12 protein-coding genes and 1 pseudogene are annotated in these 14,307 nt (G+C 64.8%); 8 read left to right on the top strand and 5 right to left on the bottom strand.

Annotated features, from left to right (window positions below):
* Positions 1-76: 76 nt before the first annotated feature.
* Positions 77-1,393 carry a sugar MFS transporter gene (locus tag ADT71_RS11675; protein ID WP_054436994.1) on the bottom strand — a complete coding sequence of 439 codons (1,317 nt, stop codon included), beginning with the start codon at positions 1,391-1,393 and terminating at the stop codon, positions 77-79.
* A gap of 161 nt (positions 1,394-1,554) precedes the next feature.
* Between ADT71_RS11675 and ADT71_RS11670 the strand changes: the two genes are divergently transcribed.
* The 3 genes from ADT71_RS11670 to ADT71_RS11660 all read left to right on the top strand — a co-directional run bounded on the left by ADT71_RS11670 (position 1,555) and on the right by ADT71_RS11660 (position 5,527).
* Entirely contained in the window at positions 1,555-2,721 is a 1,167-nt protein-coding gene (locus ADT71_RS11670) for an aldose epimerase family protein (protein ID WP_054436993.1), read from the top strand.
* 21 nt (positions 2,722-2,742) lie between these two features.
* A complete protein-coding gene (locus ADT71_RS11665; RefSeq protein ID WP_054436992.1) occupies positions 2,743-4,539 on the top strand; it encodes an IlvD/Edd family dehydratase in 1,797 nt (598 codons plus the stop codon).
* A gap of 133 nt (positions 4,540-4,672) precedes the next feature.
* On the top strand, positions 4,673-5,527 hold the full coding sequence (locus ADT71_RS11660; protein ID WP_054436991.1) for an SMP-30/gluconolactonase/LRE family protein: 855 nt from the start codon (positions 4,673-4,675) through the stop codon (positions 5,525-5,527).
* A gap of 45 nt (positions 5,528-5,572) precedes the next feature.
* On the opposite strand, the gene ADT71_RS11655 is transcribed toward ADT71_RS11660, so the two are convergent.
* From ADT71_RS11655 to ADT71_RS11645, 3 genes are all read right to left on the bottom strand, one after another.
* Entirely contained in the window at positions 5,573-6,622 is a 1,050-nt protein-coding gene (locus ADT71_RS11655; RefSeq protein ID WP_054436989.1) for a hypothetical protein, read from the bottom strand.
* Positions 6,623-6,741: 119 nt separating this feature from the next.
* Positions 6,742-7,572 carry a type I methionyl aminopeptidase gene (gene map, locus ADT71_RS11650; protein WP_054436987.1) on the bottom strand — a complete coding sequence of 277 codons (831 nt, stop codon included), beginning with the start codon at positions 7,570-7,572 and terminating at the stop codon, positions 6,742-6,744.
* Between the two features lie 73 nt (positions 7,573-7,645).
* Positions 7,646-8,491, bottom strand: a complete 846-nt coding sequence (locus tag ADT71_RS11645) for a DUF4163 domain-containing protein (RefSeq protein ID WP_231635826.1) — start codon at positions 8,489-8,491, stop codon at positions 7,646-7,648.
* 45 nt (positions 8,492-8,536) lie between these two features.
* Between ADT71_RS11645 and ADT71_RS11640 the strand changes: the two genes are divergently transcribed.
* The 5 genes and pseudogenes from ADT71_RS11640 (at position 8,537) to glnA (ending at position 13,585) form a co-directional block, all read left to right on the top strand.
* Positions 8,537-9,931 (top strand): M17 family metallopeptidase, encoded by a 1,395-nt coding sequence (locus tag ADT71_RS11640; protein WP_054437025.1) that lies wholly within the window; start codon positions 8,537-8,539, stop codon positions 9,929-9,931.
* Positions 9,932-10,048: 117 nt separating this feature from the next.
* Complete coding sequence (locus ADT71_RS11635) at positions 10,049-10,348, top strand: hypothetical protein (protein ID WP_054437023.1); 300 nt, start codon at positions 10,049-10,051, stop codon at positions 10,346-10,348.
* Complete coding sequence (argC, locus tag ADT71_RS11630) at positions 10,348-11,271, top strand: N-acetyl-gamma-glutamyl-phosphate reductase (RefSeq protein ID WP_054436985.1); 924 nt, start codon at positions 10,348-10,350, stop codon at positions 11,269-11,271. The genes ADT71_RS11635 and argC overlap by 1 nt, the downstream gene beginning before the upstream one ends.
* Before the next feature lie 398 nt (positions 11,272-11,669).
* Entirely contained in the window at positions 11,670-12,008 is a 339-nt protein-coding gene (locus ADT71_RS11625; protein WP_008832116.1) for a P-II family nitrogen regulator, read from the top strand.
* A gap of 168 nt (positions 12,009-12,176) precedes the next feature.
* Positions 12,177-13,585, top strand: a pseudogene (gene glnA / locus ADT71_RS11620) (type I glutamate--ammonia ligase).
* Between the two features lie 144 nt (positions 13,586-13,729).
* Here glnA and ADT71_RS11615 read toward each other — a convergent pair.
* Positions 13,730-14,284, bottom strand: a complete 555-nt coding sequence (locus ADT71_RS11615) for a hypothetical protein (RefSeq protein WP_156336570.1) — start codon at positions 14,282-14,284, stop codon at positions 13,730-13,732.
* Between the last annotated feature and the right edge of the window lie 23 nt (positions 14,285-14,307).

The following is a 14,307-nucleotide window of genomic DNA, read 5'->3' as shown; positions in this document are numbered from 1 at the left end:
CCATCCATAATCCAAAAAAGAAAAGGCCCCGGCGATCGCTCGCCGGGGCCTTTTCGTTGACGCTGGATAGCGCGGATTACTCGGCCACCTCGGGAACCAGATCCGGCTCCGCGTTCGTGACCTTGCTGCCCCACAGAGCGTAGAACAGCACGTAGAGTTCGCATACCGCGGTCAGGATGAACGAGTTCTGGAGACCGAAGTTGTCGGCCAGCCATCCCTGCACGATCACCAGCGCGCCGCCGGCGATCGCCATGACCAGCAGGCCCGAGCCTTCTTCGGTCAGCGGGCCAAGACCCTTGATGCCGAGGGTGAAAATGGTCGGGAACATGATCGAGTGGAACAGGCCGACAAGGATCAGCGACCACATCGCAACCGGGCCATGGGCGAAGATCGTCACGACCATTACCGCGAAGGCGCCGACCGAGAAGAACGCCAGAACCTTGCCCGCGTCGAAACGCTGCATGATCGCGGAGCCCGCGAAACGGCCGACCATCATGCCGCCCCACAGGAAGGTAAGGTACTTGCCCGCCTGTTCATGCGTCAGGTTGGCGATGTCGGGCTGGCTGACGAAGTTCACGAAGAGATTCGCCACGCCGATCTCGGCGATCAGGTAGATGAAGATCGCGGGAATGCCGAATACGAGGTTGCGGTGATTCCACAGCGAGAGGTGTTTGCGCTGCTCCTTGGCAAGGCGCGAGTTCGCCGTACCCATCGAGGGCAGCGGGAACTTGGCGATCACCACAGCGAGAATGACCAGCACCACCGCGACCAGCGCGTAAGGCAGGATCACCGAATGGGCGTCAGCCAGACGCTCGGCATCGGTCAGGACCGTGCCGGCGGCCGAAGTCCCGCTCTTGGAACGGCCGAGAATCAGGTAGGCGCCGAACAGCGGGGCCAACATGGTGCCGGCCGAGTTGAGCGCCTGCACCAGGTTGAGGCGCGAGGACGCGGTCTCGGGCTTGCCGACGACGGCGACATAGGGATTCGCCGCAACCTGAAGCAGGGTGATGCCGCTGGCGATCACGAAGAGCATGACCAGCGTGATGCCGTAGGACGGGATGCTGGCAGCCAGCATCATGCCCAGCGCGCCGGCGGCCATGATCAGCAGGCCGGTGACCAGCGACTTCTGGTAGCCGACGCGTTCGATCAGCTTCGCCGAGGGAATCGAGGCCACGAAATAGGCGATGAACCACACCGATTCGATCAGCGTCGTCTGGGTGTAGCTCAGGTCGAACACGCTGCGCAGGTGCGGCAGCAGCGTGTTGTTGATGACGGTGATGAAGCCCCACATGAAAAACAGGCTGGCAAGCAGCGTCAGCGCCGGGCCGTAGCGGACGCCCGCTGGCTGCGCGTGAAGCACCGGGGCATCTCCAGATGAAACCACTGGGGGCATGACTATCCTCTCTTTACCAGAGAACCGCGCCGTGCCCTGCGGCAAACCGGCTTGCGCTCTTTCTATTTGTCGGACTATATGCGCGACACGGCGTCGTCAATGGGCCGCGTCGGAAACCAAGATGCAGAATCGACTTACACAAAGATATGGGAGCTAGGGCAATGAGGAAACTGCGCAAGGCGTTTGTAAGCACGGCGATATCCGCCCCAGCCCTGGCCATTGCAGCCCTTTCCCTTTCGAATCCGGCACTCGCCGCCGATGCCTCGCAGGCTCCGGCGGGCGCACTTTCCGATGGCACGCAAGTCAGCGCGGTCACGCTCAAGGCCGCCAACGGCGTCTCGGCGACGATCCTGACTTACGGCGCCACGCTGTGGAAGATGATGGCCCCCGACCGCGAGGGTAAGTCGGCCGACATCCTGCTCGGCTATGACGATGTCGCCAGCTATGAAAAGCGCCCGAATTACTGGGGCGCCACCATCGGCCGCTACGGCAACCGCATCGCCGACGGCAAGTTCACGCTCGACGGCAAGACCTACCAGCTTCCCCAGAACGATCACGGCCAGTCGCTGCACGGCGGCGGCAAGGGCTTCGACGTCCAGAACTGGAAGGTCGAATCGATCAAGTCCGGCCCGGTGGCGACGGCGGTGTTCTCGCTCGTCAGCCCCGACGGCGATTCGGGCTACCCCGGCACGGTGAAGACCAGGGTGACCTACTCGCTTGACGAGAAGGGCAACCTGCAAGTCGTGTTCGAAGCGACCACCGACAAGCCGACCGTGCTCAACATGACCAATCACGCCATCTTCAACATGGCCGGCGAAGGCAGTCCGCGCGACGCCCTGCAGAGCCTGCTGACGATCCCGGCCGGCCACTACACCCCGGTCAACGACAAGCTGATCCCCACCGGCGAACTGCGTGACGTAACCGGCACCGTGTTCGACTTCCGCAAGGCCCGCCTGGTCGGCGAAGGCATCCGCGACGGCAAGGACGAGCAGATCGTCATGGGCCGTGGCTACGATCACAACTTCGCGCTCGACAAGGGCGTGACCAAGACTCCCGAACTGGCCGCCCGCCTCGAAGATCCTGCCTCGGGCCGCGTGCTCGAACTGCTGACGACCGAACCGGGCGTGCAGTTCTACGCCGGCAACTTCCTGGACGGCACCTTCATCGGCAAGAACGGCCACCTCTACCGCATGGGCGACGGCATCGCACTGGAACCGCAGAAGTTCCCGGATTCGCCGAATCACCCGAACTTCCCTTCCACCCGCGTCGATCCCGGCAAGCCCTACAAGCATGTCATGATCTACCGCGTTTCCACTTCTTCGCGCTGACCCGAAAAGAAACGAACGCCCATGACCGACAAGACCGCTCCCAAGCTGCGCTCGCGCGCCTGGTTCGACAATCCCGACAACATCGACATGACCTCGCTCTACCTGGAGCGTTACCTGAACTTCGGCATCAGCCTTGAAGAGCTTCGCTCGGGCAAGCCGATCATCGGTATCGCCCAGACCGGCAGCGACCTGTCGCCCTGCAACCGCCATCACATCGTGCTGGCCGAGCGCATTCGCGAGGGCATTCGCGAAGCGGGCGGCATCGCGCTGGAATTCCCGGTCCACCCGATCCAGGAAACCGGCAAGCGCCCGACCGCCGGGCTTGACCGCAACCTCGCCTACCTCGGCCTGGTCGAAGCGATCTACGGCTACCCGCTCGACGGCGTGGTGCTGACCACCGGCTGCGACAAGACCACCCCGGCGCTGCTGATGGCAGCGGCAACCGTGAACATCCCGGCGATCGCGCTTTCGGTCGGCCCGATGCTCAACGGCTGGCACAAGGGCGAGCGTACCGGTTCGGGCACGATCGTCTGGAAGGGCCGCGAGATGATGGCCGCCGGCGAACTCGACGCGGACGGCTTCATCAAGCTCGTCGCCTCGTCGGCCCCGTCGACCGGCTACTGCAACACCATGGGCACGGCGACGACGATGAACTCGCTCGCCGAAGCGCTCGGCATGATGCTGCCCGGTTCGGCCGCGATCCCCGCGCCTTACCGTGACCGCCAGGAATGCGCATGGCGCACCGGCAAGCGCATCGTCGACATGGTTCACGAGGACCTCAAGCCCTCGGACATCATGACGCTCGACGCGTTCCATAACGCCATCGTCGTAAACGCCGCGATCGGCGGTTCGACCAACGCCCCGATCCACCTTGCCGCAATCGCGCGCCACATCGGTGTCGACCTGCCGCTCAAGGACTGGGAAACCTACGGCCACAAGATCCCGCTGCTGGTGAACCTGCAGCCCGCCGGCGAATATCTCGGCGAGGACTACTACCGTGCAGGCGGCGTACCCGCCGTCGTCGCGCAGCTGATCGGCCAGGGGCTGATCAAGGAAGACGCGATGACCGTCAATGGCCAGACCATGGGCGACAACTGCCGCGACGCCACGATCGAGGACGAGAAGGTCATCAAGCCCTTCGACCAGCCGCTGGTGGAAGAAGCCGGCTTCCTCGTGCTGTCGGGCAACCTGTTCGACGCGGCCGTGATGAAGACCAGCGTGATCTCCAAGGAGTTCCGCGACCGTTACCTCTCGAACCCCGCAGACCCGGACGCCTTCGAAGGCAATGCCGTGGTGTTCGACGGTCCCGAGGACTACCACCACCGCATCGACGATCCGGCGACCGGCATCACCCCCGAAACCCTGCTGTTCATGCGCGGCGCCGGCCCGATCGGCTATCCGGGTGCAGCCGAAGTCGTGAACATGCGTCCGCCTTCGTACCTCATCACCGAAGGCGTGCACTCGCTGCCGTGCATCGGTGACGGTCGCCAGTCGGGCACCTCGGGCAGCCCCTCGATCCTCAACGCCTCGCCCGAAGCGGCGGCGATGGGCGGTCTCGCCCTGCTCGAAACCGGTGACCGCGTGCGCATGGACCTCAAGAAGGGCCGCGTGGACGTGCTCATCTCCGACGAGGAACTGGCGACCCGCCGCGCCGCTCTCGAAGCCAAGGGCGGCTACGCCTACCCGGCCTCGCAGACCCCGTGGCAGGAAATCCAGCGCTCGGTGGTCGGCCAGATGAACACCGGCGCCATCCTCGAAGGCGCCGAAAAGTACCAGCGCATCGCCCAGACCATGGGCCTGCCGCGCGACAATCACTGACTTTTGGCTCCGATTGATATCCTGTCCGGCCTAGCCGCCGGATGACCTATCGGCCCCCGCCCCTGCCTGTCCCTGAACAAGGGAAAGGCGGGGGCGGGGGCCGAACCGTTTTCACAGCATAGGGAGAGTTCTCATGACGCTTTGGCGCAAGATCGATCGCGACGTGCGCGATACCCTCGGCGAAGGCGCGCTCTGGTGCGAGCGCGACAATGCCTTCTACTGGGTCGACATCCTCGCCCCTGCCCTCAACCGCCTCAGCCTCGCGGACAACACGGTAACTCGCTGGGATATGCCCGCACGCCTCGGCTGGGTCGCTCCGCGCGCGCAAGGCGGCCTGATCGGCGGCTTCCAGGACGGCGTGGCCAATATCACGCTGGATCCGTTGACGATTTCCGAGCGTAACGATCCCGAGCCCCACCTGCCCGGCAACCGCATGAACGACGGTAAGGCCGACCGCCACGGCGCGATCTGGTGCGGCACGATGGACATGGCAGAGGAAGAAGTGACCGGCTCGCTCTACCGCCTCTCGCCCTCGGGCGAATGGCAGGTGATCGACACCGACTATACCGTGCCCAACGGCCCGGCGTTCTCGCCTTGCGGCCAGTGGCTCTACCATGCCGATTCGGGCCGCCGGGTGATCTACCGCTTCGCCCTGGACGAGAGCGGTGCCCATTCGCGCGAGGAATTCATCCGCTTCTCCGAGGAAGACGGCTATCCCGACGGCATGACCACGGACGCCGAAGGTTATCTCTGGACGGCACATTGGGACGGCGGCCGGATCAGCCGCTTTGCTCCCGACGGCACGCGCGAGCGCTCGATCGAGCTTCCGGCCAGGCGCATCACCAACATCGCTTTCGCAGGCGAAAAGCTGGACCGCATGTTCGTGACCTCGGCGGCGACCGGCCTGCCCGATTCCGAATTCGACGGCGCGCTGTTCGAGGTGGAATCCGGCGTCACCGGCAATCCCGCGGGCATCTATCTCGGCTGATATCCGCCGCGCGGGGAGGCGGAAACGCTTCTCCGCGCGGCCTTTCTAAGGCTCCATCACGCTGGGCTTGCTCGATCGTTCGATCATCCCGGTCGTCCGCTCACCGTCCCAGGTGTAGAATGCATGGCTCTGCTGGACGAGCGGGAAGTCCGCAGGCCAATCCACCGGCTTGGCGAAACCGCCGCGCGAGCGGGTGTTGACGAAAGTTCGCCCCGCAATCGCGATGCGGCGACCGTCGATCGTTTCCAGCACGAAAGATACGTCCTCGTCGCCGGTCACGAAGCGGCGAAGCCATGGCACTTCCACCGGGCGGGCAGGTACGCGCACGCCTTCGCCGTCGATGATCCATCCTTCCGCGTAGTTCGGTTCGCCATCCTCGCGCGGGGGATAGATGTTGAAGCCGAATGCGCGGCCGTCCGGGAATGTCGCCGATTGCCAGCAGTGCCCCCAGAACCCGGCAAATGCACGAAAGCCGGTGCGACGGATGCGCAGTCCGTTGGCGTTGAACCTGCGGGTCTCGCCATCGAGAGTGAGCGTTCCCGTGCAACGGAACAACTGTTCGTAGCGCGGGCTCATGAAACTGCCCTGCTCGCCCCCCAGCGCCGCGGCCGCCTCCGGCAGGAGCGAACCCGGCACCCAGGGCGGTGCCGCCATCTCCATCTCCACCGCGATCTCGAGATCGGTCCAGCAGGTTTCCTCGAAATCGGGATTGTCGATGACCTGCTGCGCCGAGGTCTCGGCAGCCTGCCCCTTGTAGGTGGCAATCCATTTGCGGAACGGCTCGATGCATTCGAAGCGCACCGGCCCGGTTCCGCGCACGGTAGGGCGACCGTCGGCCCCGTAGGGCGAATGGGTTTCACCATCGCCGCGCCTGGATAGCAGGCGGCCATCGGCAAAGGCGACGTCCAGCCAGAACTCATGCCGGTCCCAGGCATTGCCCACCGCTTCCACGCCGATGCGCATGGCGAAAAGGCCGTTCTCTTCCTCGATCCAGACGTTCACCGCATCGCGCAGCCCTTCGTCGGGCTTTTTCGCCACGACATACTCGCGATCCTCGGGAACGCCGCCGGTCAGGTCCATCGCCGCGGTCGCCATAGCTCTCCCTTCCGTTTTTCCGGGCGGGAGGCTGTCATGGCGCAGGCGTCAGGTCACGCCCCGGACATGCGCCGGGGCGATGACTTCATCGGCTCCGATCCGCCCGAGGGCGACGAGGCTCAGGCGTAGGGGGGCTTGTGGAGACCCTTGAGGCTGGTGGTGAATATCTCGCAGCCCGTCTCGGTAATGCCGATCGAATGCTCGAACTGCGCTGAAAGCGACTTGTCGCGCGTTACCGCCGTCCAGCCATCGGCCAGAAGCTTAACCGGCGGCTTGCCAAGATTTATCATCGGCTCGATGGTCATGAACATGCCGGGCTTGAGCAGCGGACCGGTGCCGGGGCGGCCGGCATGGACCACTTCCGGCGCATCGTGGAACAAACGGCCCAGGCCATGGCCGCAGAATTCCCGCACGACGCCATAGCGGAACGATTCGGCATGGGCCTGGATGGCCGCGCCGATGTCACCCACCCGGTTGCCGGGCCTGGCCTGTTCGATGCCGATCATCAGGCACTCGTACGTCACGTCCACCAGACGGCGGGCCTTCAGCGAAACGTCGCCGGCAAGGTACATGCGGCTGGTGTCACCGTGCCAGCCATCGAGCAGCGGGGTCACGTCGATATTGACGATATCGCCGTCCTTGATCGTCTTTTCCGACGGAATGCCGTGGCAGACCACATGGTTGATCGAGATGCAGCAGGAATGCGCATAGCCCCGGTAGCCGAGCGTCGCCGGCACCGCACCGCCATCGAGCGTGAGTTCGCGCACCTTGTCGTCGATCGCCGCCGTGGTCACGCCGGGCTGCACCATCGGCGCAATCTCGTCGAGGATCATGGCGGCAAGGCGCCCGGCCTTGCGCATGCCCTCGAAGCCCTCGGGGCCGTGCAGCTTGATGGTGCCGTCACGCAGGACGGTTTCGCTTCCGGGTTCGACGATCTGGTATTCGGTCATGAGGGGTACATAACGATTGTACGCGCAAATTGCGAGATCGTGCGTGACCTCGCGCATTTGCGTTTCCCTCACCTCATTTTGCGACCGAGAAGCTCGACCGGTACTGCGGCTTGAGCGCCGCCATGACCGCGCCCGTTACCGGAACCGTCACCTCGTAGCTGCCCTCGGCATATGGCCCGGCATTGTAGGGCGGGACCAGCAGGCCGACGCGATCGAATGTCCTGCCGTTGGCCGAGCCCAGGATCACGATCTGCTCGATCGGATCGATGCACTCGGAGAACATGTCATCGCTCTTGTCGATCGGGCCGCCCCGGCGCTTGACGCGCTCCTTGTCCAGCGCGGCGCAGAACGGCGTGCGCAGTGCCTTCGAGAGCACCTCCTTGCTGGTGAAGAGGTCGATCGGCTTGCGCGCCTGCTCGGCCTGGCGGTCCCACAGCAGGGTATCGAAGATGGTCATGCCGTGCGCGCCGCCGGAATAAGTATAGATTTCCGAAGACAGCGATAGCCAGCCCGGCAGGCTGGTGACGACCTTCCAGTCCTCGCCATAGCTGTAGGCATGGTAGGGATAGTCGTTCTGCTTCGATTCCGCCTGTCCGGATTTCGCGCTGCCGATAAGATCCGCGCGGGACTGTTCCAGCTGCTTGTCGAGGTTCGCCTTGAGACCCGGGATCGCGCCCGCCGCATCGGGATAGGAATAGCTGAACTCGTAGAGGTCGTTCTCCACCTTCTCCTCGCGGCCGCCCCCCACCGGAACTTCGCTGGCTTGCGCGGCGGGCTCGGTAGCGGCTTCGGTTTCGGCCATCGCCTCGCCGGAGGCCGCATCCGAGGTGGCGGCAACCGGCGCCTCACCCTTGCACCCGCCCAGGAGCAGGGCAGCCGTTGCAGCGGAGACAAGACACCAGGCACCAAATCGCATCATTTTTCCTCTCGGCTCATGCTTGCGGGAAGGCTAGAGAATGTGGCCATGACCGACAAGAACGCATTGATTCAGCCCGATCGCGGCCAGAAGGCCGTCGCCCTCCACCTCATTGGCAAGGATGGACTGGAGCAATTCATCAAGGGCCTGTCGGTTCCACAGCGCGCCGCGCTGGAAGCGCAGAAGTTCGCAGGCGCGGCCGGCAGCCACGCAATCCTGCCCGATGGGGACGGCTGGTTCGTCGCCGCTGGCGTGGCCGACCCGGCCAAGCTGTCGACCTGGTGCCTTGCCAGGCTGGCTGAAGTCCTGCCCGCCGGAACCTATCGCCGCGCCTCGGGCGAACCGGGCAAGGCTGCGCTGGGCTGGATCGCCGGTCAGTACAGCTTCGACCGCTACCTGTCCGATCCTTCCGAGGAAGGCCCACGCATTCTCCTCACCGGTGAGGTCAAGGCGATCGACGCGGTGATCGCCGAAGCCGAAGCGATCGAACTCGTGCGCGATCTCGTCAACACCCCGGCCGAGGACATGGGTCCGGGCCAGCTCGAATCCGAAGCGGAATCGCTCGCCAAGGCCTTCCGCGCGGAGGTGAAGATCACGCGCGGAGAAATGCTCGAACGCGAATACCCGATGGTCCATGCCGTCGGCCGCGCGGCGGGCCGCGCCCATGCCCCCCGCCTGATCGAACTCGAATGGGGCGATCCCAAGCATCCCCGGATCGCCGTCGTCGGCAAGGGCGTATGCTTCGATTCAGGCGGGCTGGATATCAAGCCGGGCGCGGGCATGCTGCTGATGAAGAAGGACATGGGCGGCGCTGCCCATGCCCTCGCCCTGGCGCGCCTCATCATGGGCGCCAGGCTTCCCGTGCGCCTCCACCTCGTGATCCCCGCAGTCGAAAACGCCATTTCGGGCAATTCCTTCCGCCCCGGCGACGTGCTGCGCAGCCGCGCCGGCATCACCGTGGAAATCGGCAACACCGATGCCGAAGGCCGCCTGATCCTCGGCGATGCGCTCACCCGCGCGAGCGAGAAGGAACCGGAACTGGTGATCGATTTCGCCACCCTCACCGGCGCTGCCCGCGTGGCCGTAGGGCCGGACCTGCCAGCCCTGTTCGCCCGCGAGGATGCCACCGCACAAGCCATTCTCGACGCCGGGATCGGCGTGGACGATCCCTGCTGGCGCCTCCCGCTTTACGACGGCTACCGCGATTACCTGAAGTCGGACATTGCCGACATCAACAATGCCGGGTCCAGCGGCTTCGCCGGAGCCAGCACCGCGGCGCTGTTCATGGACCGCTTCGTGGCCAAGGGGCTCGACTGGGCGCACTTCGATACTTTCGCCTGGCGCCCCGCTTCGAAGCCGGGTCGTCCCAAGGGCGGCGATGCCCTGGGCCTGCGCGCGGCATGGTACATGTTGCAGCAGCGCTACACTGGCGAACGTGGCTGAACTTGCGTCTTTGCCACGCCCCCGCTAAGCGCGCGCATCTTTGCATTTGGAGAAGCACCCGCGTTGGCCACTGAGGATTCCTATACCCGCCCTCCCCGGATCGATGGGCTGCTTGCCATGACCGGGCCGAGCGTGACCGCGGATCCCGGATGCCTGCCCGTGCGCGGCGACCTTGCGCACATCAAGCTGGCCGGGCTTTGCTTCGTACCGCATTACGCCGTGCCGATGCCGCACGCGATCCTGGCCGGCGCGGTGCTGCGCGTTACCGGACGCACGGATGCAGAACCGATTCGCGACCTGCCCGAGGGTGAAACCTTCAACGTGCTCGACATCGCCGGAAACTGGGCCTGGGGCCAGTTCGGCGAAGACGGCCAGGTCGGCTATCTCCCGCTCGATGCTCTGAAGGCGCAAGACTGATGACGAAGACGGTCTTCATCGACGGCGCGGCCGGCACCACCGGCCTCGAAATCGCCGAGCGGCTCGAGGGCCGCGCCGAGTTCGAACTGATCGTCCTCGACGATGCCCGCCGCAAGGACGACGATGCCCGCGCCGAAGCACTGAACGCGGCGGATTTCGTGATCCTCTGCCTGCCCGACGATGCAGCGAAAGCCGCCGTCGGCATGATCCGCAATGACACGACCCGCGTGATCGACGCCTCCTCGGCGCACCGCGTGGCACCGGACTGGACTTACGGCTTCCCCGAAGTGATCGGCCGAGAAGCAGTTGCCGCCGCGCGTTTCGTCAGCAATCCCGGCTGTTACCCGACCGGGTTCATCGCGCTGGTCGCTCCCTTGGTCAAGGCGGGCCTGCTCCCGGCTGACTGGCCTTACGTCTGCCACGCGGTCTCCGGCTATTCGGGCGGCGGCAAGGCGCTGATCGGCCGTTTCGAGGAAGACCGCGACATCGCCTTCCGCGCTTACGGCCTGGCGCTCGGCCACAAGCATGTGCCCGAGATGACGACGCACGTCGGCCTCGCTCACGCCCCGATCTTCGCACCGGCGGTGGTACCTGCCCATCGCGGGATGCTGGTGGAAGTCCCCCTGCACCTCTCGATGATGTCCGGTGCCGGAACGCCTGCCGACCTGCGCGCCGCGCTCTCCGGCTTCTATGCCGGCAGCGAAATCGTCACCGTGGTGGACGACCAGCCCGACGAATTGCTGCTGCGCGCCTCCATGGAGCCGGTGGACAGCCTGACGCTGCGGGTCCTCGGCGCGAAGGACGGCTCTCAGGCCCGTCTCGTCGCCACGCTCGACAATCTGGGCAAGGGGGCGAGCGGCGCCGCAGTGCAGAACCTCAACCTGATGGCCGGTCTTCCCGAGACAGCGGGCCTGCGGCTCTGAGAACGCCTGGTCGGCAGGGAGCCGACTTCGTTCCGACATATCCTTAACGCAAGAAGGCGCCGGAAACCCACGCGGTCTCCGCGCTTCTTGCGTTAACCAACCACGTCTGCCCACCAGCCCGCCTACCAGGGCATTTTTACGCCCATGCACAATTTTAAGGCAGGGCGTGCTCATATCTTGAACACATAATGTCGCCAACCGGGTACTTACCCGCATGAGTCTGCTTACCGGGGTTGGTAAAACGTGCGATTCCGGTCTTTTCGCGGCTGCACACTTCGCCTACCAGAGGAACATCCGCATTGGCACGATTCTTGATGGGAATCGCGCGCGAGGCATCCGGTTCCCGGACCGGAATGTCTTCGGAAAACATCCGGGAGCATGCAGGGGTCAACACTGGCGTGAAAAAGATCGAAGCTATCATCAAGCCGTTCAAGCTCGACGAAGTGAAGGAAGCACTGCACGAAGTTGGCGTTTCCGGTATCACCGTCACCGAGGCGAAGGGCTTCGGCCGCCAGAAGGGCCATACCGAGCTCTATCGCGGCGCCGAATACGTGGTCGACTTCCTGCCCAAGGTGAAGCTCGAAGTGGTCGTTCCCGATGCGCTGGCCGAACGCGTGGTCGAAGCCATTGCCGACGCCGCCCAGACCGGCCGCATCGGTGACGGCAAGATCTTCGTCGTCCCCGTCGAAACCGCCGTGCGCATCCGCACCGGCGAACGGGACGACGACGCCCTGTAATATAGGGGTCGGCCCCCGCTTATCGCATTTATCCCGGCGCAGGCCGGAATCCTATTGCCCGGCTTCGGCCGGATCGGGATGAACCGGCGGGGGCCGGGGACGTCCCGTGGACAATGACAAACCCAAGCCTCTTTCGGGATCGGAAGAGCATCACTGGAGACTACTCTAATGGCTAGTGCAAAGGACGTCCTCAAGAGGATCAAGGACGAAGAGATCGAGTGGGTTGATCTGCGTTTCACCGACCCGAAGGGCAAGTGGCAGCACCTCACCATGGTCGCTTCGATCCTCGGCGAGGAGAGCTGGAAGACGGCCTGATGTTCGACGGTTCGTCGATCGAGGGCTGGAAGGCCATCAACGAGTCGGACATGATCCTCAAGCCCGACCTCGACGCCGTTTACGTCGATCCGTTCTCGGCCACCCCGATGCTCATCCTGTTCTGCGACATCGTGGAACCCTCGACCGGTGACCTCTACGCCCGCGACCCGCGCTCGACCGCGAAGCGCGCCGAAGCCTTCGTCAAGTCGGCCGGTTTCGGCGACACCGTGTACGTCGGCCCCGAAGCCGAATTCTTCATGTTCGACGACGTGAAGTTCTACGACGGCTACGAAGGCAACGGCTTCAAGATCGACGACATCGAGCTGCCCGGCAACTCGGACAAGTCCTATGACACCGGCAACCTTGCCCACCGTCCGCGCGCCAAGGGCGGCTACTTCCCGGTCGCTCCGGTTGACTCGGCCGTGGACATCCGCGGCGAGATGGTCACCACCATGCTCGAAATGGGCCTGCCCTGCGACAAGCACCACCACGAAGTGGCTGCTGCCCAGCACGAACTCGGCCTGACCTTCGGCACGCTGGTCACCACTGCCGACCGCATGCAGATCTACAAGTACGTCGTCCACATGGTTGCACAGGCATATGGCAAGACCGCCACGTTCATGCCGAAGCCGATCATGAAGGACAACGGCTCGGGCATGCACACCCACATCTCGATCTGGGACAAGGGTAACCCGCTGTTCGCCGGTAACGGCTATGCCGGCCTGTCGGACATGTGCCTGTACTTCATCGGCGGCGTCATCAAGCACGCCAAGGCCCTGAACGCCTTCACCAACCCGACCACCAACAGCTACAAGCGCCTGGTGCCGGGCTACGAAGCTCCGGTGCTGCTGGCCTACTCGGCCCGCAACCGCTCCGCTTCGTGCCGCATCCCCTACGGTGCGGGTGACAAGGCAAAGCGCGTGGAATTCCGCTTCCCCGACGCGATGGCCAACCCCTACCTCTGCTACGCCGCGCTGCTCATGGCCGGTCTCGACGGGATCAAGAACAAGATCCACCCGGGCGAAGCCATGGACAAGAACCTTTACGATCTGCCGCCGGCCGAACTCGCCGAAGTGCCGACCGTCTGCGGTTCGCTGCGTGAAGCGCTCGATTCGCTCCAGGCCGACCATGCCTTCCTTCTCGAAGGCGGCGTGTTCACCGTCGACCAGATCGAATCGTACCTCGAACTGAAGTGGCCGGAAGTGCTGCGCTGGGAAACCACGCCGTCGGCCGTCGAGTTCGACATGTACTACAGCGCCTGATCGCGCCTCCTCCCCTTCGGGGAAGGAGCATCAGTTCGCCGAGTGGGGCGCCCGGAGCAATCCGGGCGCCCTTTTCGTTAGGTCATATGCTCTTGCCGCGCGACGTTCCGTTACGGCGGTTGACGACAACCCAGTCTGGAACAGCTATCGTCGCCCCGCGTTTCCCTTCGCCGAAAAGGAGAAGCAGCGATGCCCAGGAATTGCACATGGCTTGCGGGGGCTGCCGCTCTGGCGCTTGCCGCCGGTTCTGCCGTTGCCCAGCCTGCCGGAGATCGGCCTTCGGGAGATAGGCCTGCCGAGAGCGGGCCCCGGCCCGATCGACCGGAAGCCCGCCAACAGCAGCAACGCTCCGAACAGCAGCACGCCGAGCAAGCCCGCAAGGAAGCACCCCCTCGGGATCAGGCACCTCGCGAACAGGGGAGTCGAGAGGAGGGGAATCGGGAGCAGTCCAGCCGCGACCAGCCGGGCCGCACGAGCCCGGAGCAGCGCGCATCCGCCGAGGCGCAAAACCGCGAAACCGCCCAGCGAGAGCAGCGCCAGCAGGATCAGGCGCGGCGCGAACAGCCTGGCCAGTCCCATCCCGAGCAAGTGAAAAAGAACAACGAGCGCCAGCCTGACGGCGCCCGCCCCGAAACCCCACGTTCCGGGCAACCCGCGCGCCGGGAGGATATCCGCGAGATCGGTTACAAGGACGCACATGGCCGCGAATTCCGCGTCCCCAC

This window comes from Novosphingobium sp. ST904, from assembly GCF_001298105.1.
Lineage (GTDB): Bacteria > Pseudomonadota > Alphaproteobacteria > Sphingomonadales > Sphingomonadaceae > Novosphingobium.
Note: the sequence above shows the minus strand (reverse complement) of the source record. Positions and strands in the feature narration are given on the sequence as shown.